21 protein-coding genes, 2 pseudogenes and 1 riboswitch are annotated in these 23,055 nt (G+C 70.8%); of the genes and pseudogenes, 16 read left to right on the forward strand and 7 right to left on the reverse strand.

All coding sequences use genetic code 11. The annotated features are described in order from the left end of the window. The first annotated feature begins 13 nt into the window (after nucleotides 1–13). From ACWEN6_RS36195 to ACWEN6_RS36215, 5 genes are all read left to right on the forward strand, one after another. On the forward strand, nucleotides 14–433 hold the full coding sequence (locus ACWEN6_RS36195; protein WP_354842508.1) for a DUF3151 domain-containing protein: 420 nt from the start codon (nucleotides 14–16) through the stop codon (nucleotides 431–433). 101 nt (nucleotides 434–534) lie between these two features. After that, complete coding sequence (locus ACWEN6_RS36200; RefSeq protein WP_354842511.1) at nucleotides 535–1,818, forward strand: adenylosuccinate synthase; 1,284 nt, start codon at nucleotides 535–537, stop codon at nucleotides 1,816–1,818. A gap of 69 nt (nucleotides 1,819–1,887) precedes the next feature. Continuing rightward, entirely contained in the window at nucleotides 1,888–2,808 is a 921-nt protein-coding gene (locus ACWEN6_RS36205) for a glycerophosphodiester phosphodiesterase family protein (RefSeq protein WP_452576514.1), read from the forward strand. 174 nt (nucleotides 2,809–2,982) lie between these two features. Further along, nucleotides 2,983–3,807: a hypothetical protein gene (locus tag ACWEN6_RS36210; protein WP_452576515.1), complete on the forward strand. Its 825-nt coding sequence runs from the start codon at nucleotides 2,983–2,985 to the stop codon at nucleotides 3,805–3,807. 207 nt (nucleotides 3,808–4,014) lie between these two features. Continuing rightward, entirely contained in the window at nucleotides 4,015–5,217 is a 1,203-nt protein-coding gene (locus tag ACWEN6_RS36215; protein ID WP_452576516.1) for a helix-turn-helix domain-containing protein, read from the forward strand. Between the two features lie 144 nt (nucleotides 5,218–5,361). Here ACWEN6_RS36215 and ACWEN6_RS36220 read toward each other — a convergent pair whose 3' ends face one another. Further along, nucleotides 5,362–6,726: a helix-turn-helix domain-containing protein gene (locus tag ACWEN6_RS36220; RefSeq protein ID WP_452576517.1), complete on the reverse strand. Its 1,365-nt coding sequence runs from the start codon at nucleotides 6,724–6,726 to the stop codon at nucleotides 5,362–5,364. Between the two features lie 269 nt (nucleotides 6,727–6,995). Here ACWEN6_RS36220 and ACWEN6_RS36225 point away from each other — a divergent pair, with 269 nt between their 5' ends. Beyond that, nucleotides 6,996–7,475, forward strand: coding sequence for an ATP-binding protein (locus tag ACWEN6_RS36225; RefSeq protein WP_452576518.1), 480 nt, complete (start codon nucleotides 6,996–6,998; stop codon nucleotides 7,473–7,475). Here ACWEN6_RS36225 and ACWEN6_RS36230 read toward each other — a convergent pair. After that, a complete protein-coding gene (locus ACWEN6_RS36230) occupies nucleotides 7,461–7,694 on the reverse strand; it encodes a hypothetical protein (RefSeq protein WP_452576519.1) in 234 nt (77 codons plus the stop codon). The genes ACWEN6_RS36225 and ACWEN6_RS36230 overlap by 15 nt on opposite strands. Nucleotides 7,695–7,954: 260 nt before the next feature. Beyond that, the gene (locus ACWEN6_RS36235) at nucleotides 7,955–9,322 is read right to left on the reverse strand and encodes an ISNCY family transposase (RefSeq protein ID WP_452576520.1); all 1,368 of its coding nucleotides are present in this window, start codon (nucleotides 9,320–9,322) and stop codon (nucleotides 7,955–7,957) included. A 302-nt stretch (nucleotides 9,323–9,624) separates the two neighbouring features. Between ACWEN6_RS36235 and ACWEN6_RS36240 the strand changes: the two genes are divergently transcribed. After that, on the forward strand, nucleotides 9,625–10,047 hold the full coding sequence (locus ACWEN6_RS36240) for a hypothetical protein (protein ID WP_452576521.1): 423 nt from the start codon (nucleotides 9,625–9,627) through the stop codon (nucleotides 10,045–10,047). Between the two features lie 762 nt (nucleotides 10,048–10,809). Beyond that, nucleotides 10,810–10,920, forward strand: a riboswitch (TPP riboswitch). Then, complete coding sequence (tenA, locus tag ACWEN6_RS36245) at nucleotides 10,912–11,610, forward strand: thiaminase II (RefSeq protein WP_452576522.1); 699 nt, start codon at nucleotides 10,912–10,914, stop codon at nucleotides 11,608–11,610. (Overlaps the previous riboswitch by 9 nt.) 68 nt (nucleotides 11,611–11,678) lie before the next feature. Here the strand turns inward: tenA and ACWEN6_RS36250 are convergent. Beyond that, nucleotides 11,679–12,038: pseudogene (locus ACWEN6_RS36250) on the reverse strand (cation transporter); the annotation flags it as partial. Nucleotides 12,039–12,165: 127 nt separating this feature from the next. Between ACWEN6_RS36250 and ACWEN6_RS36255 the strand changes: the two are divergent. Beyond that, on the forward strand, nucleotides 12,166–12,327 hold the full coding sequence (locus ACWEN6_RS36255; protein ID WP_452576523.1) for a zinc finger domain-containing protein: 162 nt from the start codon (nucleotides 12,166–12,168) through the stop codon (nucleotides 12,325–12,327). Here ACWEN6_RS36255 and ACWEN6_RS36260 read toward each other — a convergent pair. Together ACWEN6_RS36260 and ACWEN6_RS36265 are read right to left on the reverse strand one after the other, a co-directional pair. Beyond that, nucleotides 12,312–12,656 carry a hypothetical protein gene (locus ACWEN6_RS36260; RefSeq protein WP_214413431.1) on the reverse strand — a complete coding sequence of 115 codons (345 nt, stop codon included), beginning with the start codon at nucleotides 12,654–12,656 and terminating at the stop codon, nucleotides 12,312–12,314. The genes ACWEN6_RS36255 and ACWEN6_RS36260 overlap by 16 nt on opposite strands. A 12-nt stretch (nucleotides 12,657–12,668) precedes the next feature. Next, on the reverse strand, nucleotides 12,669–13,607 hold the full coding sequence (locus tag ACWEN6_RS36265) for a hypothetical protein (RefSeq protein ID WP_452576524.1): 939 nt from the start codon (nucleotides 13,605–13,607) through the stop codon (nucleotides 12,669–12,671). A gap of 130 nt (nucleotides 13,608–13,737) precedes the next feature. Between ACWEN6_RS36265 and ACWEN6_RS36270 the strand changes: the two genes are divergently transcribed. The 3 genes and pseudogenes from ACWEN6_RS36270 to ACWEN6_RS36280 all read left to right on the forward strand — a co-directional run. Then, nucleotides 13,738–14,250 (forward strand): SigE family RNA polymerase sigma factor, encoded by a 513-nt coding sequence (locus ACWEN6_RS36270; protein ID WP_452576525.1) that lies wholly within the window; start codon nucleotides 13,738–13,740, stop codon nucleotides 14,248–14,250. Next, on the forward strand, nucleotides 14,237–14,983 hold the full coding sequence (locus ACWEN6_RS36275; protein ID WP_452576526.1) for a hypothetical protein: 747 nt from the start codon (nucleotides 14,237–14,239) through the stop codon (nucleotides 14,981–14,983). The genes ACWEN6_RS36270 and ACWEN6_RS36275 overlap by 14 nt, the downstream gene beginning before the upstream one ends. Nucleotides 14,984–15,051: 68 nt before the next feature. Then, a pseudogene (locus ACWEN6_RS36280) lies at nucleotides 15,052–15,503 on the forward strand (transposase); the annotation flags it as partial. Between the two features lie 311 nt (nucleotides 15,504–15,814). Here ACWEN6_RS36280 and corA read toward each other — a convergent pair. Next, nucleotides 15,815–16,948 carry a magnesium/cobalt transporter CorA gene (gene corA, locus ACWEN6_RS36285; RefSeq protein WP_452576527.1) on the reverse strand — a complete coding sequence of 378 codons (1,134 nt, stop codon included), beginning with the start codon at nucleotides 16,946–16,948 and terminating at the stop codon, nucleotides 15,815–15,817. A 417-nt stretch (nucleotides 16,949–17,365) separates the two neighbouring features. On the opposite strand from corA, the gene purD reads away from it, so the two are divergent. The 4 genes from purD (at nucleotide 17,366) to ACWEN6_RS36305 (ending at nucleotide 22,980) form a co-directional block, all read left to right on the forward strand. Next, nucleotides 17,366–18,598 carry a phosphoribosylamine--glycine ligase gene (gene purD / locus ACWEN6_RS36290; RefSeq protein WP_452576528.1) on the forward strand — a complete coding sequence of 411 codons (1,233 nt, stop codon included), beginning with the start codon at nucleotides 17,366–17,368 and terminating at the stop codon, nucleotides 18,596–18,598. Nucleotides 18,599–18,681: 83 nt separating this feature from the next. Next, complete coding sequence (locus ACWEN6_RS36295; protein WP_452576529.1) at nucleotides 18,682–19,896, forward strand: hypothetical protein; 1,215 nt, start codon at nucleotides 18,682–18,684, stop codon at nucleotides 19,894–19,896. Nucleotides 19,897–20,036: 140 nt separating this feature from the next. Next, nucleotides 20,037–21,308 (forward strand): UDP-N-acetylglucosamine 1-carboxyvinyltransferase, encoded by a 1,272-nt coding sequence (gene murA, locus ACWEN6_RS36300; RefSeq protein ID WP_354842541.1) that lies wholly within the window; start codon nucleotides 20,037–20,039, stop codon nucleotides 21,306–21,308. 424 nt (nucleotides 21,309–21,732) lie between these two features. Continuing rightward, complete coding sequence (locus ACWEN6_RS36305) at nucleotides 21,733–22,980, forward strand: transcriptional regulator (RefSeq protein WP_380825570.1); 1,248 nt, start codon at nucleotides 21,733–21,735, stop codon at nucleotides 22,978–22,980. Nucleotides 22,981–23,055 lie beyond the last annotated feature (75 nt).

The following is a 23,055-nucleotide window of genomic DNA, read 5'->3' on the forward strand; positions in this document are numbered from 1 at the left end:
TAAGACTGTGCTCATGGAAACGCACGAGAACCTCATCGCCGGGCCGCCGCCGACCCACCTTCCGGACACCCCGGAAGCCAGGCAGGCGCTGGAAGCCGGCGCCAAGGCCAGTGACATCGCCGCGCGCTTCCCCGCCTACTCGGCGGCATGGGCGGCGCTGGCCGACGAGTCCTTCGCCGCCGGGCACGCGGTGACCTCCTACGCCTTCGCCCGCACGGGCTACCACCGCGGCCTGGACCAACTGCGTAGGGCGGGATGGAAGGGGCACGGCCCCATCCCCTGGGACCACGAACCCAACCAGGGGTTCCTGCGCTGCCTGCACGCCCTCGCCCGCGCCGCCCAGGCGATCGGCGAGAAGGACGAGGCCGAGCGGTGCGCCCAGTTCCTCCGCGACAGCAGTCCGGAGGCGGCGGAGGCGTTGAATAACGGGTAAGTCGCGCTTGGGCGGCATCGGCATGCTCGGGTAGTCTCTCAACGCAAGAGCCCCTGTCGCGCTTGCGCCAGGGGTTTCGTTTTTGTGCGCGGGAGTTAACCATGCCGGCTGTCGTTCTCGTGGGCGCCCAGTGGGGCGATGAGGGCAAAGGTAAGGCCACCGACCTGCTGGGCGGGGAGGTGGACTACGTCGTCCGCTACCAGGGCGGGAACAACGCCGGCCACACCGTGGTCATCGGCGACCAGAAGTACGCGCTGCACCTGCTGCCCACCGGAGTGCTGTCTCCGGAGGTCGTCCCGGTGATCGGCAACGGCGTCGTGATCGACCCCGGCGTGCTGCTGGCGGAGATCGACGGGCTGAAGGAACGCGGCATCTCCTGCGACCGGCTGCTCATCTCGGCCAGCGCGCACCTGATCATGCCCCACCACAAGGCGCTGGACAAGGTCACCGAGCGCTACCTCGGCAAGGCCCGCATCGGCACCACCGGCCGCGGCATCGGCCCTGCCTACGGCGACAAGATCGCGCGGATGGGCGTGCGCGTGCAGGACCTGCTCGACCCGGGCATCCTCGGCAAGAAGATCGAGGTCGCCCTGAACGAGAAGAACCAGGTGCTGACCAAGGTCTACAACCGCAGGGGCATCGAGCCGGCGCGGGTGCTGGAGGAGTACCTCGGCTACGCCGAACGGCTCAAGCCGCACATCGCCGACACCTCGCTGATCCTCAACAAGGCGCTCGACGAGGACAAGGTCGTCCTGCTCGAAGGCGGCCAGGGCAACCTGCTCGACATCGACCACGGCACCTACCCGTTCGTCACCTCCTCCTCGCCGACCTCCGGCGGCGCGTGCATCGGCTCGGGCATCCCGCCGACCCGGCTGACCCGCGTGATCGGCATCCTCAAGGCCTACACCACGCGCGTCGGCTCCGGCCCGTTCCCGACCGAGCTGACCGACGACATGGGCGACTGGCTGCGCACGACCGGCGGCGAGTACGGCGTCACCACCGGCCGCGACCGCCGCTGCGGCTGGTTCGACGCGATCATCGCCCGGTACGCCACCCGCATCAACGGCGTCACCGACTTCTTCCTCACCAAGCTGGACGTGCTGTCCGGCCTCGAGCGCATCCCGGTGTGCGTCGCCTACGAGGTGGACGGCGTGCGCCACGACGAGATCCCGATGACCCAGACCGACTTCCACCACGCCACGCCGGTCTACGAGGAGCTGCCCGGCTGGCAGGAGGACATCACCGAGGCCAAGACCTTCGAGGACCTGCCGAAGAACGCGCAGAACTACGTCAGGACCCTGGAGGAGCTGAGCGGCGCGCCCATCTCCGCCATCGGCGTCGGCCCGGGCCGCACGCAGACCCTCTCGATCCGTCCCCTGGTCTGAGGCTCGCCGGGGCCGCGCACGGCCCCGCCTGAGGAAGGCCGGGGAGGGTGGACGATAGGGTGCGCCATTGTGCAGGTTGAAATACACGGCCACCGGGGGGCACGGGGCCTGCGCCCGGAGAACACCCTCCCCGGCATGGCCTTCACGCTGGGGGTGGGCGTCCACGCCATCGAGTTCGACGTCGCGCTGAGCGCCGACCGCCGGCTCGTCCTCACCCATGATCTGACCGTGTCGCCGGTGACCAGCACGGACACCGGCCCGGCCATCCCCGGGGACCCCGCCTTCCCCTACGTCGGCAAGCCGATCCGCTCGCTGTCCCAGCAGCAGCTGCGCACGCTGGACGTGGGGGTGCGGCACCCGAAGTCCCCCTCCGACCGGTTCGCGCGCACGCAGGTCCCGGTCCCGGGCACCCGCATGCCCACCCTCGGGGCCGTCCTCGCCCTGGTGGACGCCTACGGCGGCGACGGCGTGCGGCTGAACGTCGAGCTGAAGTCCGACCCCACCCGGCCCGACCTGTCCGGCGACCCGGCCGAGCTGACCGAGCTGGTCGTCGCCGAGCTCGACCGGCACGGCCGGCTGGGCGGCGCGGCGATCCTCAGCTTCGACTGGCGCGTGCTGCGCGCGGCCGAGAGCCTGATCGCCGAACGCTACGCCCTGGTCGAGAAGGCCACGCTCACGCCCGCGTGGCTCGGGCTCGACCACGTCGCCGACTTCGGCGGGGACATCGCGGCGGCGGCCCGCTCCATCGGCGCCACCACCCTGTCCCCCGACCGCGTGCTGGTCGACGAGCGGCTGATGGCCCGGGCCGCGGCGGCCGGGCTGCCCGTCGCCGTCTGGACGGTCAACGACCCCGAGGAGGCCGGGCGCATGATCGACCTCGGCGTGGCGGCGATCGTCACCGACTACCCCGACCGGATGCGCGAGCTGTGGAGCTCGCGCGGCCTGCCTCTCCCCGCCCCCGCCGCCGCCCTGCGTCCCACCCCCGCCTGACCGCGACGGCGCCGTTCGTCCGGGTTCGCCGGAGATCCGGGCGGCTTTTCCGCGCGTCCCAACATCAACTGCAGTGCTCGCGGGAGTAGGGTGCGAGAAACTGAAGCGTCAGGGCGCCGGAGGCCGAGGGCACGTCCCCGGCGGCCGCACGGCCGGGCCCACGGGAGGTCAGCGATGCAGGCGGAGATGTCGGCGTGGGCCGTCGAGCGGTTCGGCGAGCGCGCCGCCTCGGTGCGCGGACGGCTGGCCGCGTCCCTTCTCGAGGCGGCCTCCAACGCCCAGGACGCCCAGAAGTCCTCCAGAAGCGACAAACGGTACGCCTACGGGTCCACGCTGATGGCCCGCCGCTACGAGGCGCTCGTCGACGCCTTCCGGCACGAGCCGGGGTTCCAGGTCGTCCGGCCGCACGGCTCGCCGCACCACCTGGTCGTGCTCGACGGCAACCTGCTGCTGCCGTTCCGCTACGCCGACGACGACACCACGCCGATCAGCGAGGCACGGGTCGGCGACGGCCGGGTGTCCGCGCTGGTGCGCGAGCTGTTCACCCGGTTCGGCCCGAAGACCCGCTTCGAGCAGGAGGTCCTCGACCTCGGCATGGACGACGACGGCGAGGCGGCCGGGCTGCGCGAACTGGCCGCCGCGCGTCCCCTGCTCGCCCAGCTCCCCGCCGACACCCGGCTGATCCCGGTCGCGTACGCGGCGAACGCGCAGGCCAGCCTGCTGAAGCTCTACTGGGGCGAGGCCGAGCTGATCGACGACATGGGCCGCGTCCACTGGGTCCACTGCGAGCAGATCCCGCTGCTCACCGCGCTGCCGTGGGTCGTCCAGGGCGTCCCGGCCGCCGAGCCCGGCGCGGCGCCGCGCTTCGACCAGGGCGCCGAGCCCGGCCTCCCCCTCACCAGCCGGCCCGGGGCCGACCGCGCCGACGGCGGCCCGTTCCCGGCGGACGGCGAGCTCGGCGTCGAGCCCCCATCCACGGGCACCACAGGGCGCTCCTGACCACGCGGACCCGACCCGCGACCACACCGCGGGCCCGCCCAACCACCACATGGCACGCCCGACCACGAACCCGCCGCGGACCCGACCGCGAACACCCTGCGGACCCGACCACGACCACACCGAACTCCCGACCACGACGACGACGCGGACCGACCCGCGACCACACCGAACGCCCGACCACGACGACGAACCGGCGAACCGACGACCGTGAGAACGACGATCAACGACCGTGAAGGCGGCCGGGGCAGGCGCCCCGCCAGACGGCTCGGCGCCCCCGGCGGCGAACCGAGCCCGCAGGCCGTGGCCGACGCCTTCGACCAGGCCCGGCTCACCCAGGCGCGCCGGCTCGCCGCGATGACCAAGAAGGACCTCGCCGAGCGCGTCGGCGTGACCCCCGCGGCGATCGGCCAGTACGAGACCGGCACAACCCACCCGCGGCCCGACCTCATCCCCCGCCTCGCCGACGCCCTCGACGTCCCGCCGGCGTTCTTCCTGTCGGGACGGCCGCACGGCAAGCTCGACGGCTCCATGGCGCACTTCCGCAGCCTGCGCTCCACCCGCGTACACCAGCGGGCCAAGGCGGTCGCGTTCGTCGAGCAGGTGTGGGAGCTCACCCACGCGCTGGAGAAGCGCGTCCAGCTCCCCCCCGTCGACCTGCCCGGCTTCTCCGGCGGCGAGGTGCACGCGGGCGCCGAGCCGCCCCGCGACCCGGCCGCCGCCGCCCGGGCCCTGCGCGGCCACTGGGCACTCGGCACTGGGCCGATCGCCCACCTCGTCCGCCACATGGAGGCCCACGGCATCGTCGTGGTGCTGCCGCCGCCCGACGAGGACGCCACCACGGTGGACGCCTTCTCCACCTCCCACCTGCCGCGCCCCATCGTCGTGCTGACCGCCAACCGGTTCGACGACATCCACCGCTACCGCTTCACCGCCGCCCACGAGCTCGGCCACCTCGTGCTGCACGGCGACACGGCCGCAGGCGACCTGCAGCAGGAACGCGAGGCCGACGCCTTCGCCGCCGAGTTCCTCACCCCCCGCGACAGCATCCTCCCCGAGCTCCCCCGGCGCCTCGACCTGCGCAAACTGGCCGAGCTGAAGAACACCTGGGGGGTCTCGGTCGACTCGCTGCTGTACCGCTGCCGCGAGGTCGGCCTGCTGTCGGACTCCTCGACCGGCCGCGCCTACCAGCGCCTGGCCGTCCTGCGCGACCAGCCCGGCTTCGCCAACGAGGCCATCACCGGCTTCCCCGGGGAGCACCCCGTGCTGCTGCGCCAGGCGTTCGACCTGGCCTCCGCCGAGACCGGCCTCACCATGCCCGCACTGGCCGCCCAGCTGGCCTGGCACCTCCCCCGCGTCCGCCAGCTCCTCGGCATCCACGACCACCGCCCCCGCCTCCACCTGGTCCCCTGAAGCAAGGCGCTCCGGCTCAGGTTGAGTGGAACAGGCGAAGGTCTTCGCCTCCGCGCCCTAGAGGGCGCTCCGGCTCAGGGAGCATCTTGTGGGGGGCTCCGCCCCCGATCGAGGGCTCCGCCCTCGAGCTCCCGCCAGGAACGTTCACGCCGCCGCTTGCGCGCGTACTTGTTCGCGGAATTCACGCACGCCAACATGGTCCACGTAAGGCTCCAGGCTTGCCGCGAACCTACGTACCCGTCCGGCCAGTCGCGGCGAGGACAGCGACGGGATCGTCGGCATGACGGCTCCCGCGTGATCGAGCGCCTGTTCCAGCTCTCCCGCGCCGAGATACGCCTCGGCGGCGTTGATGCGGGCGAGCTGCGCCGAGCGGGTCGTGCCTTTCTGGGCACCCAGGGCCGCCTCGGCCCGTTCGACGGCCCGCTGATGGCGGCCGAGCATGTGCCAGGACCGCGCCGCCTCAGAGACGATCTTCGTGGCGTCGTACGGCGGGAGCCACGCCGGCTCGCGCTCGGTCGGCTCCTGCGCGTACGCCCGCTCGGCCTCGCCCAGCAGTCGCTCGACCTGCCTGACGGTGTGCAGGTCTTTCGTGTCGGCGTGCTTGACGACGAGCGCCGTCGCGAGTGCCTGATCTCCCAGCGCCAGACGTCCCATGAGACGTGCTGGGGCCTTGGCCTGACGGGCGGCGTCGGCGGCGGCGTTCGCGAGGCGCAGGGCCTCCGTCGGCCGGTCCAGGTAGATGGCCTGATGGGACATCACGTTGAGCACCCAGCCGGCCATGACCGAATCGTCCGCCGCCTTGGCCATCCGCAGTGCCTGGGCGAAGTGACGCTGCGCCAGCCCGTTACGACCGACGTCGAACGCCATCCATCCGGCCAGGCAGGTCATGTCGGCGGCGGCCGTCATGAGGGCGGCACCGGTGCGGTCGTCGTAACGTCCCCGCAGCAGCGGCGCCACCGAACCGTTCAGGTACCTCACCAGGGCCGGGCGTACGAGCCCCGCGCCGAACTCGTGGTCGATGCGGGCGAACGCCTGCTTCGCCTGACCGACGCGTTCCACGTCCGCCGCCCCGACCTGGGCACCCGGCCCGAGCAGCGTCTTCGAATCGACGACCGGATCGTAGTTCCAGGCGGTGAGCCACTCTCCGATCGCGGCGGGGACGAACGGCAGCGCCGCCAGCAGGTGGCGTCGTGACGGGTCCAATTCCGACCTCCAGAGTTCCAGGGCCGCTTCGACGGTAAGCCGCAGACCCCCACCCCAGAAGTCCGCCAGGGGACACAACGCCGTCTCCCCGTCGACCCAGCGCGCGACCTCCGCAGGATCAACCCTGAAGACCACCGCCATGCGCCCCCGGTGGACGGCACGCACCTGTTGGACGCCCCGCTCCCACCTCCCCCAGGTGGTAGGCGACACGCCTATCGCGTCCGCCGCCTCCTCCTGGGTGAGACCACGTCGCTTGCGAGCCGTGATCAGCTCCGGACGACCAGCCTGGAGTCCTGCCTCGCCCATGCTCTACCCCCTTGCCCTTCCCGTCACCGCACGCCAATGACCAAGTGTGACGCAACAAGCACAGAACGCGATGAGGGGGAGGTGGAACGACCTGCGAACGACCGATCGGCGTGAGGCGGGCGCGTCCCGGCGGAACGCCGCACCGGCCGTCCTTCACCCACCCCTCGCGACGAGGTTCTCTACTGCTCCCGGACCACATACGAACGGAGCGCGCTATGCGACCAGGTGACGACGTCGTTCCAGAGCTTCATTTCGCTGCGAGATATGCGGTGCACGCGACCAGCGGCGACCACGACGCGGCGCGCATCCGGCTCGTCGAAGTCCTCCCGCCCGGCACAGCGGGGCGCCGCGCCAGAACCGTGCTGCGTCATCTGCTCAAAGAGGCGGGCGCGGGACCGGAGGCGGTCGCCGATGCGGAGATCATCGTCTCAGAACTGGCCGCGAACGCCGACCGGCACGCCGCCGGGCCGTACGAACTGCGCGTCCTGGACAAGGCCGGGGTGCCGGTCTGGTGCGAGGTCGTGGACGGGAGCCCCGACTTCGGAGAACTCACCACGCGCATTGAGCGGCTGCGAGGGGCGAGGGGCGCCGATCTGCCGTCGCTGGCGGAAAACGGGCGCGGTCTTCTCTTGGCAGTCCGGCTGTCCGGAGGCGACTGCGCGGTGTACCCGGCGAGATCGTCGTCCACTCACGCACTCGGGAAGGCGGTAGGTTTCGCCCTTGCAACGCCCGTGTCAGGGCTGTTCTGAGGCGGTCTGGGGATCGGACCAGAAGGCGATGAGTTCTTCGGGGGTCAGCTGGTGGGGTGGGCCGGCGGGAGGGGTGCGGCCGGTGCGGACGGCCCAGGTGGTGATCAGCAGGCCGAGAAGCTCGGCGTCCAGGCGGGCCTCGCGGGGGTGGGGGGCGGCGTGGCGCGGGGGCTTGGCGCCCATGCGAGCGGCGCGGGTGACGGTGGCGAAGGACAGCATCGACTTCTCTCTTGGACTGAAGGGGTGCCGAATCCACGACGGAGGACGCCTCGCGAGGCCACGACCGACCCGGAACATCCCTGGCGACTCCGGAGCCTACGTTCCAGGACCGACTTTTTCGGATGTAGCCTCGTCCGGCTCCGGTGTCTAGCTACTTGCCCCCTGAAAAAGAGGCTTTGAGGCTCGGGCGGATCTTGCCGGTCGGTTGAGGCTTGATCGAGTTGGCTGGGTGTCGGCTCTGCCGGAGCGGCAGCCGGTAGTCAGCCGCCGATCACGGCCATCCGCTGCAGGTTGTAGGCGAAGATCCCCAGCCCGGCCCAGGTCTGAGCGCCTCCGAGACGGCGTAGCCGGGTCCGGCGGAGTCCGAATGTCCGCTTGAGGTGACTGATACGGGCTTCGACTCCCACCCGCCAGTTGCGCATCCGCCGGAAGCTGCGGGTGTGCTCGTACTCACGCCGGGACTTGCTGAGGGTGCCACCACGCTGCAGGCCGATGTGCCGCACCCCCAACTCGGCCAGGGCCTTGTCCGCTGCCGCGGTACCGAATCCGCGATCGCCGACGACGGTGGCCGGGACACGGCCGGTCCGCTCGATGACCTGCTCGACAGCCGGGACAAGTTGGGGAGCATCACTGGGATTGCCCTTGTTCAGCCGATGGAAGCAGATGAAGCCACGTTCGTCTTCGGCCACCAGCAGGGTGTAACCGAACTGGGTCGGGTGCTGGGGCTTGCCCTTGCGGATCGGACGGGCATCGGGGTCGGCCAGCGACACCATCCGGTCGGGGATGGTGCGGTTGCCGGCCAGGCGTTGCGTGGTCTGAGCCAGCAGCCGACCGGTGCCCGACACCGTCTGCTCCAGATCGTTGATCAGGCGTGCGAGCCGCCTGGAGGGCCGACGCGATAGGGCACGGCGGGCATTGCGGATCACCTGCGCCACCTGCGCCGACGTCGTGGCCGCGATGCCGGCGATCTCGCCGGTGAGCCGATCGATCTCCCCCAGCGCCTGGCCGGTGCGCCGCCGCAGGGTGCGGCTGATCTGCTTCAACCGGCGCCCCGCTGAGCGGCTGCGGTTGCGAAACGGGGTCCGGATCGCCGCGCCCGCCGCTTTGATGCGCCGTACCAGCCCACCCAGTTTTCGGACCCCATGCTCCAGAAGGTCGGCATCTGTGGGGTGGTCGATGTCGGCTTCGACCACGGTGGTGTCGATGCGCAGCTTGTGTCCTCGCAGTAGCTTGTCCTCCGTCAGCTTGCCCACCAGTGCAGTGTTGAGCTGGTCGAACACCTCTGGTCCCGCCCGCCGGACCAGTTTGATCAACGTCGTTGAGTGCGGCACCCGCCCATCCAGTGGAATGCGGCAGAAGCGACGCCAGCTGATGGAATCGGCGACTTCCCGGCACAGCGATTCATAGCCCAGCTGGTAGCGGTGTTTCAGGTACAACACTCGCACCAGGCAGGAGATCGGCACCGACGGGCGGCCCAGCCGGGCGTGGAACAACCCTCTCCAGGGTGCAATGAACCGCTCATCATCAAGGTAGGCGTCGATCCGGGCCAGCTCCTGCGGTAGCCGCGTCACCTCCTCCGGCAGCAGCGTCTCCCACAACGCGATCTGTTGCCCCGAGACACGCAGCACCGGTTACCACCTCCGGCGGGAACGACATCGACGTCATTCTCAACCGGCCGAGCCTCCCAGCGCTGTGATTGCCGAGGTCAGAAGTGCCTACCTCGAACCCTTCTTCAGGGGCAAGTAGCTAGGCCCAGCAGATGAGGCACCTTTCTCGGTTCCGGTAGGCGGTAGCCGGTCAGCTCACCGCTTGGCCTTCAATGGCGCTCAGCCTTGGCGCCGGCCGGGACGCCCCGGGTTGCTCGCGATTTTCGCTCGCTCCGGGCTTTCACCGCCTTCTCCGCAGGACGTTCTTCACTGACAATGCCGCTATGGACTGGGTACCCCTCGTTTCAACCGTAGCCGGAGCCGCTATCGCCCTCGCTGGCACCGTGCTCGCAGACACGCTCCGCCGCCGGGATGAGCGCGGGCGCAGCTGGCGCTCCGACCGTCGGCAGTGTTACCTGGAGTTTGTGACGGCGGTGAACGCGGCGCATGGTCTCCTTCGAGGCGCCGCCTCCGATGATCCGCAATCGAACATTCACAGGGCGACCAACAAGGCAATCAATGATTCGCAGATCTACAGAGCCAGGGAGATTTTTCTCGTCACGGCCGAGCCGTCCGTGGCAGGCGCTGGTGAGATCACGTTCAAGCGGTTGATGGCGATCCGCGATGCGGTGCGCTCGGGTACCAAGCCTGGTAGCGAGGAGTTCCACGACCTTTACACGATTTCGCCGAAGCCATATGGGGGCTGAGGATGGCTGCGCGCGTCGACCTTGGCTCTGGAGGGTTGGCGCCCGATGACTTACATCAGATCTCGTGGTCCGAAAGAGACACCTGCGACCTGTGTGCGACGCATTCACCTTTATGAATCTCGGTCACCCATCTATAGAAAGCGGGACCGGTTCGTGCAGGGTCACTTAGCTTTTCATCCTGCTTCGCGTAGCTGAAGGACAGGAATCACTCTGACGAGTCGACCTGCGCGAGGAGAACAAACGCGGTTTCCGCAGGTCGCACCATATCGGGAGAAGGTGCCGGCTCAGAAGACGGTGCAGATGCCGCCGCCATAGCTAGAAAAGTTTGGCTGTTGCCGGGCGAGAAGCAGCGTGGCGACGATGCCGCTAAGCAGTACCTGGCCGAACACCACGAGCATGGCGGTGAGGACATCCTTCTGTACACGCGGAGGCCGCGAGGCAGTAGATCCCGGCCGTATGGGCTGCGCTGGCAGGTTGATGGTTCGCCGTGGTTCGGCCCGTAGGGGGCCGGTGACTCAGTGACCTGTCGGCCTGGGAATTTGTTCGTGGTCGGTGTCCCGATAGCGTTCGTCGAGATCGCGCTCCGGCATGGCGCCCTCGCCTTTCGGATGACGACCTGATGTGTCGCTGTAGGTACGTGCCCGGACTTCCATCGCTTCACTGTGCGTGCGGCGCCGATAACAGAGAGCACCATTGATGGGACTTGCCTAGTATCTGCCTGAGCCGATTCGGACCAGGATCGGGACGATTAGGCTTGGGCGGAGACTGAAACGCGGGAGTCCGGTGGACCGGGCTGAGAGTGCGGCTGGGTGGCCGCAGACCGCTGGAACCTGTCCGGGTCATGCCGGCGTAGGGAGTTGCTTCATGACGACGTCCGAATCCGTCGTTCCGTCGCAGGCGCGGCCGTACAGCGAGGAGCTGTGGGAGGCCATCGCGCCGACGTACAAGGCCATCCTCGACCACCCGTTCATCAGGGGGCTGGTGGACGGGACGCTGCCCCGCGCGGCGTTCCGGCACTTCGTCGTGCAGGATTCGCACTACCTGCGGGACTACGCCCGCGCGCTGGCCCTGTGCGCGGCCAGGGCGCCCCGTGAGGAGGACGTGCGGGCCTTCGCGAGCGACGCGGTGGGGGCCATCGCCGCCGAGCAGGAGATGCACACGGCGTTCATGGCCGACCTCGGCGGGTCGGCCGAGCAGGCCGCGGGGCAGCCGGTCGGGCCGACCACGCGCGCCTACACCAGCTACCTGCTTGCGACCGTCTACGGCGGGTCGTTCCTGGACGGGCTCGCGGCGGTGCTGCCCTGCTATTGGATCTACGCCCGGGTGGGCGAGGCGCTGCTGGAAGAGTCGTCACCCGACCCGCTGTACCGCCGGTGGATCGCCGCCTACGGGGACGAGACCTTCCAGAGCGTGGTGCGCCGGGTGGTCTCCCTCGCCGACCACGCGGGCGCCGAGGCGACCGGCGGCCAGCGCGCCCGAGCGCTGGAGCACTTCGTCACCACCTCGCGCTACGAGTGGATGTTCTGGGACGCCGCCTGGCGCCAGGAAACCTGGCCCGTCTGACCGAGGCGCTCCTTGGCGAAGGGCACCCGGATGCGGGTAATCCCGCCACGCGGTCAGATGATCTCGTGTCACCGCGAAGGGGCGCCGTCCTGCGGGGTTGCGCAGCAGCCATCGCCACACTCCTGGGCGACCTGTCCCGCCGGACGCGTGGCCGCGGTCGGGACGCAGCATCCCTCGCCGCGCCAGGCCTCGCGGCCTTCCTTCACCGCCACCGCGGCGATGACGAGGGCGGCGACCGGATCGGCCCACCACCAGCCGAAGGCGCTGTTGAGGGCCAGGCCGGCCAGCAGATAGGTGCACAGCAACGTCTGCTTGGAGTCGGCCACCGCCGAGGCCGAGCCGAGCTCGCGGCCGGCTCGGCGCTGCACGGCCGACAGGACCGGCATGACCAGCAGGGAGGCGGCGGCGAGGACCAGGCCGGCCGTGGAGTGATCGGCCGCCTCGGCGCCGGCACGCCGGGAGTCTGTTCCGCCGCCTCCTCCTCCGGCGCCCTAGACGAGATAAGTCCTAAGTCCGGTCAGTGGGCGTAGGCGATCAGTGACCGGGTGATGGGCGGTGGCCGCCGGAAGCGCCTGCCGCACCCGCGGCGGCAAGGTCGCCCCCAAGTACCACACCCCGCGCATCGTGCTCGTCCTCCAGCTCCGCACCGAGCTGGAGGTGCGCGCACTCGGGCGATCTGGGCGAGGGACGGCGCGGTGGCGTCATCGTGGCCGGTGACGTGCCGAGGGCGGCGCTGCCGGCCAGGCCGAGCCCGAAACGTACCCTGCGACGAACCCGGCGCCGAAGCAGCCCCCCGCGCCCGCCGGGTCGAGCGAGGTGTCCAGCTCGCCCTGTGACCACGCGTCCGCGAGGACCCCGGCGAGCCGGGTGCGCAGCCAGGCGAACGTCTCCTCGACCGAGCGGCGCAGCTCGGAACCGGAGAACTCCGCCTCCGCACGGGCGCGCAGGTCGTTGGCACTGCGGGCGATCGCGGCCGGCGCCAGGTCGGACCGGCTTCCGACGGGCCGGCCCCGCGCTTGGCGAAAGAGCGCGGGTGACAAGTTCACCCGCGGGCGCCGCTACGGCAGGGCGGGCACGGCCGGCGCGGTGTTGGTCCAGCCGGCCTCGAGCACGATCTGGGTGCTCGTCTCGTTGAGGGACAGCTTGCCACTGATCGCGGTCGTCTGGCTCTGGGACAGCAGAAGCATCGTGCCGGTGTCCACGACTAGGTCGGTCTTCTCTTTGATCGTCAGTCCGTTGTCCTGAACGGCCTTCGGGTGGTCGATCGACAGGGCCGCGCCGGCTCTGCCCATGCTGTCCTTGGTCTCTCCCTGCGAACGGACACTGGGCATCGTCAGCAAGAGCTGGTAGGCCGCGGCGCGGACGTTCTTGGGCGCCGGAAGCTGGTTGAGCATGCCCGGCAGCGCCCCGGTGATGTACTGGTCCACGTTGTTCTGCTTGACCCGTGAGACCCGCGCGGCCTCGGAGAGCCAGGACTTCAACGCGTTCGGGTCCGCGGGCAGCCGCTGGACCTCCTCGTACGTCAACTTCTGCCCGGCCAGAAAGAACTGGTCGTCGTTGCCGCGTACGGGCCCGACGTGGCCCTTGTCCGGCACGGTCGACAGCTTCACGACCTGGCCGTCGGCCGTGCGGGTCCACTTGGCCGGCGAGCCGTCGCGGCGCCACGCCTTCCGGTCCGTCGCGCTCTTCGGGTGCGCCCCAGCCTTCCGGTATCCGAACCAGGCCTTGCCGTCGGGCGCGGTCCATTCCTCACTGAGCTCCTGCTCCACCACCCAGTAGCGATTCGCGCCGCTGCCCATTTGGCGGGGACCGGTGCGCTGGGTCAGCACCCTCGTATGCCAGTAGGCGCCTTCAGGCGGAGCCGACGCGGCGGCCGCGAGCCGCGTCTCCGGCGCCTTCAGGACGCTCGGCAGGCCCAGCAGGGCGGCGGTGCCCACGGCGGCCAGGCCAGTGCCGACGGCGATCAGCGGCCGGAGCGGTGCTGTCGCGAGCTTCATGTGTTTCCTCCAGAGGTCCGAAGTGACGTCCCCCAATACGCCTGGGCGCCTCACAAGGTTGCCTGCGGCACTCGGGCAACTGCTGGAGGATCCAAGGCGTATTAGGAGGCGTGAAACGGGACAGACAGACGTGAGCGGCGCGGAGCACGACTTCGGCGCATTCGTGGCCGCAAGGGCCACGACGCTGCTGCGGGTCGCCTATCTCGCCTGCGGGAACGAGGCGGAGGCGGAGGACCTGCTGCAGACGGCGCTGGAGCGTACCTACAGGAACTGGGACAGGGTGCGGCACGACAGCCCCGAGCCCTATGTGCGCCGCGTCATCATCAACACCGCCATCAGCCGGGCCCGCCGCCGGGCGATCCTGAGCATCATCCCGATGCGCATCCTGCCGGAGAGGGCGGCGCGCTCGACCGACGTCGATCTGCGCCACCTGCTCATGGACGCGCTGCGTGGCCTACCTCCCCGGCAGCGCGCGGTGGTCGTCCTGCGGTACTGGGAGGACCTCAGCGAGACACAGACCGCGGAGGTGCTCGGCTGCACGGTCGGCACGGTGAAAAGTCAGACGTCGAAGGCGATGGCCAAGCTGCGTGCAGCGCTCGGCGAGGCATCCGTGGAAGGAGTGATCGGCAATGCCCACGCTTGAGGAACGCCTCCGCCAGGTCATGGCGGACGAGACCGCGAGGCTGTACGCCGCGCCCGACCTGGTGGACCGGGTCGTCCGGTCAACCCGGCGGAAGAGGAGGCGGGGCGGGGGCGGGGTCGCGGCCCTGGCCACGTCGGCGGCCGTCCTCGCGGCAGGCTCCCTCTACCTGACGGTGGCCCCGGGCGCCATGCAGCCGCCCGCTGTCTCGGAGACGCCAGCCGTCTCCGAGACGCAGGGGCCGCCCGCCATCGACGACATCCCGCCCGTGCCGTCCGCCCCTCCCAGCCTCGGGGACCTGGGCGACGGGAAGACGCTCAAGCACGTCAAGGTGGGTTACCTGCCCGAGGGCCTGCAGTGGGGCCACTGGTCGGTGGACTACGGCGACAGCTACTCGACCTCGTGGAACTTCGATGGCGACAAGCACAGCTTCTACTGCGTGCAGATCTTCGTGTACGAGGGTAAGGCCGTCCAGGAGGTCGACGACCGTGTGCAGGGGTACCGCGACGAGGGGGAGGGCGAAGAGGTGACCGTCGGCGACCGGACCGGCTATTCGGTCATCGCAGACGTCGGCGAGGACGGCATGAAGGGCACCCCCACGCTCATCCTGAACATGGGGGAGCAGCGGCGGGCCGAGATCATGTTCAGCCCCACGTACGCGAAGAGATTCGCCAACGCCGAGGCCGTCGACCGCGAGCTGACCAAGATCGCCGAAGGTCTTACCGCCGACAACTAATCCGAGTAAGTCCTAAGTCGCTTTGAGGCGGGCTGTGGGGAAGGGTGAAGGGTGTCGATGATCCGTTTGTGACGACAGACATCAACACCCTTCTCACCGCACTGTACGTCAAGATCGATGACTGGCTGCGGCGTCCGACCCGGATCGGACGCCCGCCCAAGCTCACCGACGCCGAGTTGCTCACCCTGGCCATCGCCCAGGCCCTGCTCGGCATCCGCTCCGCTCCCACTCCCGCTACTTCTGGGGCCTGCGCCTGCACCTGATCTGCACCCCGGCCGGCCTGCCGATCACCTGGGCCCTGGCCACCCCGAAGGTCGACGAACGTCAGGTCCTGATGGCCGTACTCGACCACGACCCGCACCTGCTCGCCGAACGCCCCGGCCTGCTGATCTTCGCCGACAAGGGGTACATCTCGGCGGAACTGGACGCCTACCTGGCCGAACGCGGGGTGCAGCTGCTACGCCCGTCCTACCGCAACCGCACACCCCGCCCCGGCGAACAGCACCTCAAACCCATCCGCGGTGCTCGGGCCTGATGTGTCGGCCGAGGACGGTACAGCGCTCGCGGACGGCACGGGAGTGGCCGACGGCGCCGGGGACGTGCGGGCGCCGGGGCGGGCGGTGGAGGCGCACGCGGCCAGGAGCAGACCGATGGTCATCGCCAGAAGCACCGCCGCCGGCGCGCGCCCGCTCATCTGGGGATCGTACGACCATACGGGGCGCCGGGCGGGGCCGCCGTAATCATCCCCCCGGCGCGAGTCGCCGGGATCGTCGCCGGCGGTCCGCCGGCCGTCACGGCTGCCGTGCCGGCACGCGGCGGGCTGCCCGGAGGTCAGAGCCAGCTGTTGCGGCGGAAGCCGCGGTAGAGGAGGGAGCAGATGACGAGCATGACGCCGATGACGAGGGGATAGCCCCAGACGGCGTTCAGTTCGGGCATGTGCTTGAAGTTCATGCCGTAGATGCCGGCGATCATCGTGGGCACGGAGACGATGGCCACCCAGGCGGAGATCTTGCGCATGTCCTCGTTCGCCAGGGCGTTGGACCTGGCCAGGGCCGCCTGCAGGATGGAGTTGCACAGCTCGTTGGACGACTCGACCTGCTCGCAGACCCGCGAGAGGTGGTCGACGACGTCGCGGAAGTACTCGCGCATCTCGGAGGGGATCATGCGGCGCTGCGGCAGGGCCCCGAGCGGCGTCTGGAGCGGCGTGACCGCGCGCTTCATCTCGATCATCTCGCGCTTGAGCTGGTAGATGCGGCCGATGTCGCGAGAGCTGACGTCGGCGAAGACGGCCGCCTCGACCTCCTCCAGCTCGGCCTGCATCTGGTCGGCGACCGACAGGTAGCGGTCGACGACGTGGTCGGCGATGGCGTGCAGGACGCCGGAGGGGCCGCGGGAGAGCAGCTTGGGCTTGTCCTCCAGACGGCCGCGCACGTCCGCGAGCGGGCAGTGCTCGCCGTGGCGCACGGTGACCACGAAGTCGGGGCCGACGAACACCATGATCTCGCCGCTGGCGATGATCTCACTGGAGGCGGTCAGCTGGTCGTGGTCGAGGTAGGCGATGGTCTTCAGCACGACGAACAGCGAGTCGCCGTAACGCTCGACCTTCGGCCGCTGGTGCGCCTTGATGGCGTCCTCCACGGCCAGGGGGTGCAATCCGAAGACCTCGGCCAGCCACTCGACCTCGGGGGCCTCCGGCTCGTGGAGCCCCACCCAGACGTAGGCGCCGCCGGTCTCCGACGCGGCGTTGTGCTCGCGGACCAGACTCACGGCCTCCGGGATGCCGGACACGTGGACACGCTTGCCGGCGATGTACGCGCCGTACTGCACAAGGGAGTCACTCGGCGGAACGCAGCGGCCGTTGAGCGGCTCACGACGCAGAGAGGTGACCGGCGCCGAGGCGCCGAACCGCACGTGAGTGGTGCGCTGGTGCAGGTTGATCCGCTGGAAAAGGGTGGACGAGCGCATGGCGGTCCCTTCCCGCCCGACCTCGGTAACCCACACGCGGAAAGCATCAAAGTACGACGAACGTCGCAGAAAAGAACAGGCGTGTGGCTCTCAGTCGGACACCGAATTGGAGTGGTCGGGTTTGCGCACGACGTACGTGCGCGAGCACGTACTGCTGGGATCACCAGATGTCATCCCGATTCCACCTCCAATCTCCCGAGAGACGGCCCAAAGCCGCCCTAACTTACCACAGGCAGGCTTCAGCCCATAGCTTACATCCCCACGGGATCACTCGATCATGTGGAAGCTCACAAAAGGCCGCCGCCCGGCCTGTGAAGACCGGCCGTTCTTTCCCGGCGGGCGCCCCCCTACATGCCCCGACCTGCGGCGACACGCGCGGCGTCCGGCGACCCCAGACCCGCCCCGTAGACTCCCCACGTGCGCGTTCTTGTGATTGGAAGCGGCGGCCGCGAGCATGCCCTGTGCCGCGCCCTCGCCCTGGACCCCGCGGTGTCCGACCTCCACTGTGCCCCCGGCAACGCCGGCATCGCCGCGGTGGCGACGCTCCACCCGGTCGTGCCCACCGATCCCGGTCAGGTCGTGGCGCTGGCCACGCGCCTCGGCGCCGAGCTCGTCGTCATCGGGCCCGAGGCGCCGCTGGTGGCCGGCGTCGCCGACGCCGTCCGCGCCGCGGGCATCCCCTGCTTCGGGCCGTCCAAGGAGGCCGCGCTCATCGAGGGCTCCAAGGCCTTCGCCAAGGACGTCATGGTGGCCGCCGGCGTGCCGACGGCGGGCGCCCGCGTGTGCGTCACCCCCGAGGAGACCGAGGCCGCCCTGGAGGCGTTCGGCGCTCCGTACGTCGTGAAGGACGACGGGCTCGCCGCGGGCAAGGGCGTCGTCGTGACCTCCGACCGCGCCGAGGCACTCGCCCACGCGGCGGCCTGCGGGCGCGTGGTCGTGGAGGAGTACCTCGACGGCCCGGAGGTCTCGCTGTTCGCGCTCTGCGACGGCGCCACGGCCGTCGCGCTCCAGCCCGCCCAGGACTTCAAGCGCGCCTACGACGGCGACCAGGGCCCGAACACCGGCGGCATGGGCGCCTACACGCCGCTGCCGTGGGCGCCCGAGGGTCTCACCGAGCGGGTCATGGACGAGGTCGTCCTGCCGTCCATCGGCGAACTCGCGCGGCGCGGCACCCCCTACACCGGAGTCCTGTACGCCGGGCTGGCGCTCACCGCGTCCGGGCCGAAGGTCATCGAGTTCAACGCCCGCTTCGGCGACCCCGAGACGCAGGTGGTGCTCGACCGGCTGGAGACGCCGCTGGCCGGGCTGCTGCTGGCCTGCGCGACCGGCGCCCTCGACCGGCAGCCCGCGCCGCGCTTCCGCGACGGCGCGGCCGTCACCGTGGTCGTCGCCGCCGAGGGCTACCCCGCCGACCCGGTGAAGGGCGACCGCGTCGAAGGGCTCGACCCCGCCGCGAAGGACGCCTACGTCCTGCACGCCGGCACCGCGCTGGACGCCGAGGGACGGGTGGTGTCGGCGGGCGGCCGGGTGCTGAACGTCGTTGGCACCGGCTCCGACATCGCCGCCGCGCGCGCCGCCGCGTACGCGCAGGTGGAGCAGGTCAGGCTGCGCGGCTCCCACCACCGCTCCGACATCGCCGCCCGCGCCTGACGGCACGAATGATCGCAAACCGGTAGCGCTGGGGCGGCCGGTCGCGATAAGCCCAGGGGGACGGGCGAACCCTGGAGGAACGTATGGCACCCGAACCGGCCGTGCGATCGGACGAGGCCGCCGAAGACGGGGCGGACGCCGTCCCCAGGACGGACGGCGCCCCGACTACGGACGGCGCCCCAACTACGGGCGGTGCCCCCAGGACGGACGGCGCCGACGGCCCGGGGCCGGGTGAGGCCGCCCGCCCGGCGAAGTCCGGCGGGAACGACGGGCTTGGTGCGCTGGACGACATCGCCGGGCTCAGCGAGCAGGACGTGCTGCGCTGGCCCGGCGTGTGGCGGGTGCACATCGCCTCCCGCGCCCAGGAGATCGCGGCCGACGCCGGGCGGTGCCTGGCCGCCCGGCCGGACGAGCGGGGCCTTCGGCTGCTGCACACCGCCATCGAACGCCACCTGGCCGCCGCCGCGCGGTACGCGCACGAGCGGCAGGGCTGGCGGCGCTGGCTGACCGGGCAGGCCATCGAGGCGGCGTGGTCGAACATCTACGGCGCCACCATCCTGCTGTACGGGTTGCTGCCGGCCGGCGAGCTCAACGCCCGCGCCCCCGAGGTGCTGGCCACCGGGCGGGCCTACCTGCCCGCCGACGACGCGCGGCTGGTCGGGCTCACCGCGCGCGTCGCCGCGGGCGACATCGGCGAGAGTGACCGGTCGCTGCTGCAGGCGGTGCTCCGGGCGGCCTACGGCATGGCCTCCATCGAGAGCGGCCGGGTGCGCAGCTTCCGCAACCTGCTGCTCGGCGGGGTCGCCATCCTCACGCTCATCGTCGCCGGGCTGGTCACCGTCGGGGCGATCTGGCCCGGGGCCATCCCCATGTGCGGCAACGGCACGCTGCTGGCGAGCCTGGGGCCGCGCATGGGCACCGCGTGCCCGGCCGGCGCCGGCGCCCCGACCCACGGGGACGTGCCGCTGGTCGCGCTCATCGGGATGCTGGGCGCGGCGCTCGCCACGGCCACGAGCCTGTCGACCCGCTCGGAGCTGTCCACCCGCTACTCTCTCGCCGTCGCGCAGAACCTGCTCAAGGTCCCGGCGGGCGTGGCGACGGCGATCGTCGGCCTGCTGATCCTCAACTCAGGCTTCGTGCCGGGGTTCGGCGGGCTCAGCTCGCAGACCTCGATCTTGGTGTGGGCGATGGTGTTCGGGTACGCCCAGCAGCTCGTGACGCGGTTCGTGGACCAGCGGGCGAACACGCTGCTGACCGCCGCGTCGCCCAGTGCCGGGACCAACACCTCCGTACGCTGAATGATCTGCGCTTCGCTGGGTAGCGGAGTGGCGCCAAAGTGGCCGGGCGGCCATCCCGAAAGGGCTACTGTGGGCGGATAACTCTGCCGCCGTCCGCTTAACTGGCGCGTCATTAACCAGAATTCGAGGAGCCTCTACATATGGTTCGATACCGCGTGCGCGGCGGCAACGCCCTGCGTGGAACCGCGTTCATCCAGGGAGCCAAGAACGCCGTGCTCCCGATGATCGGTGCGGCCCTGCTCGCCGCAGAGGGCCGCACGGTTCTGCGCAACGTACCGATCATCGAGGACGTCCGCCGGGCGGTGGAGCTGGCCGAGTCCGTGGGGGCGAAGGTCGAGCTGCACGAGGCCGAGCGCACTCTGGTCATCGACGCATCCCGCCTGACCAGCCCGGTGCTGCCCGCCGAGATCGCGCGGCGCTTCCGTGGGTCGGTGCTCTTCGTCCCGGCGCTGCTCCACCGCCTCGGCGAGGCCGTCATCGAGGGCGTCGGCGGGTGCAACCTCGGCAGCCGCAACCTCGACTTCCACTACCTCGGGTACAAGCGGCTCGGCGCGGTGGTCGACGAGGGCGAGAGCGTCATCCACGTCAAGGCCGCCGGCCTCACCGGCGCCCCGCTGTACCTCGACACCCCCTCGCACACGGGCACCGAGAACCTCATCATGGCGGCGGCGCTCGCCAAGGGCACCACCATCATCGAGAACGCGGCCCTGGAGCCGGAGGTCCTCGACGTCATCGACATGCTCACCAAGATGGGCGCCCGCATCAGCGGCGGCGGAACCGGTTTCATCACCGTCGAGGGCGTCGACGAGCTCACCGCCGTGGAGCACCGGGTCATGCCCGACCGCCTCGACGCCGGCGTGTTCGCGATGGCCGCCGCCATCACGGGCGGCGAGGTCAACCTGGTCGGCGCCTCCCTGGCGCACCTCGGCGTCGTGCGCTGGAAGCTGGAGCAGATGGGCGTCGAGTTCGCCACCGACGGCGCGGTGCTGAACGTCCGCCGCGACCGGCCGCTGCGCCCGATCAACGTGATCACCGACACCTACCCCGGGTTCGCCACCGACCTGCAGTCGCCGATCATGACGGTGGCCTGCCTGGCCGACGGGGCGAGCTACATCCACGAGCGCATCTTCGACGGGCGGTTCGCGCTGGCCGGCGAGTTGAACAAGATGGGCGCCAACATCGAGGTCGAGGGCAGCCGCGCGGTCGTCCACGGCGCCACCCCGCTGACCGGAACCGACGTCACGGCGCACGATCTGCGTTCGGGCATCGCGCTCGTGCTCGCGGGCCTGGCCGCGGACGGCGAGACCGTCGTCTCGCCCGGCTACCTCATCGACCGGGGCCACCACGACCTCGCGGCACGCATGAAGGCCCTGGGTGGAGATGTGGTAAGAGAGATTTCCCCTACGACCTGACTGAGCCCGTAAACCGCCTCTGACCTGTTCATATAGCCATCCTTGCCATGCCTACAGGGCATGGGAGAGCCGCTTTCCGGCAAATCCGGGCGTGACATTAGTGCCTTGGCGAGCGATCGTTCCAAAGAGGACTAGACCGGATGGGAGACGAACCCGAGCCGGAGACGCCGCATGCCGCCTTCCGGCGGCCTGACCGGCGCCCCCCGCGAGGCGGACTCGACCAGTGGATTTCGCGAGGAAGCCACGCCGGGCGCCCACCGGGCCGGACACGCCGGCCGCGGGGTGCCGCGCGGCGCGGCGCCTCCATCGAAGGTATGGCGGGATGGGACGAACATTGGTCGAAAGGGCCGAAGAAACTCCGCGAGGATCACGTGTGGGCGCATCGGGCCCGGACCTCACCATCGGGGTGGTGGGGCCTCACGACCTGGTCGAACGCGTGATGCTCATGGGCCACGCGGCGGCCCCGGTTCCGTGCCGGCTGGTCGCCGCGGCCTACCGTGACGAACAGGAGGCGGCCGACAAGGTGGTACGGCTCGGCCCGGGGGTGGACGCCTGCCTGTTCGCCAGCCCCGTGCCGTACGAACTGGCCAGGCGCTCGGGCGTGCTCACGATCCCCGCGACGTACGTCCAGCTCGGGGGCCCCGCCCTCACCGCGGCCCTGGCCAGGGCCGCGCTGGACGAGCGCATCGACCCGCGCAGGGTCAGCGTCGACCTGCTGAGCCGCTCGGACGTCGAGGAGGCTTATGCCGACCTCGGCATGCCGACGGGCGGGGTGCAGACGCGTGAGGAGCCGGGGGCGACCGGCACGGTCGCCGCCTACCACGAACGGCTGATCAGGCAGGGCGCAACGACGGGCGCGCTGACCTGCCTGCCCGCGGTGGCCGACCGGCTCGCGGCGGCCGGAGTGCCGACCGTGCGGGTGCGGCCGACCTCCGCGGCGGTGCGCACGGCGCTGCACACCGCGGCGCTGCTCGGCGCGCACCACAGGCTGGAGGAGTCGCAGCTGACGGTGGTGCTCATCGAGGTGCCGACGTTACGCGAGCCCGTACGGCGGGCGGCTCCGAGGTACTGGCGTGACGAGCTGCGGCTGTCACTGCACCGGTTGCTGGTGCAGGAGGCCAATCGGATGAACGCCGCCGTATGGGCGATCGACGACCACAGCTACCTGGTGACGGCCACCCGCGGCTCCATGGCGGCGGCCACCGACGGGTTCCGGGTCCTGCCCTTCGCCGCGCGCATCCGCGACGAGCTCGGGCTGGCCGTGGAGGTCGGCGTCGGCATGGGACGCACGACTCATGACGCCGAGACGCACGCCAGGGCGGCGCTCGCCCGCTCGCAGGCCGGCAAGCAGCCGCAGGGGTTCGCGGTGGACCGCGAGGGCCGGACGCTCGTCCCTGCGCCGCGGATGCCTCCTCAGGCGCCGGGGCAGGGCCGGCCGAAGGGCGTCGAGGTGCTGGCGAGGCTGGCCGCCAAGCTGGAGGGCGGGGACACGATCGTGGACGCGGAGAGCGCCGGGCGGATGCTCGGGGTCACTCCCCGCACGGCTCGGCGGCTGTTGCGCACGCTGGTTGACGAGGGACTCGCGTGGCCGCTCCCGCCGAACCGCACCCCCCAGCCGGGGCGCCCGCGCCAGCTCTACCGCCTGATCGTGGAGAAGCTCGGCCCACGCTGATCTCCGGGGGCGGGTCGCCCGTGTGGGGCGGGCGACCCGCGCCTCCGAGAGGCGCGGCGGCGGCGGCGGGTCGTC

Source organism: Sphaerisporangium sp. NPDC004334 (assembly GCF_053602655.1).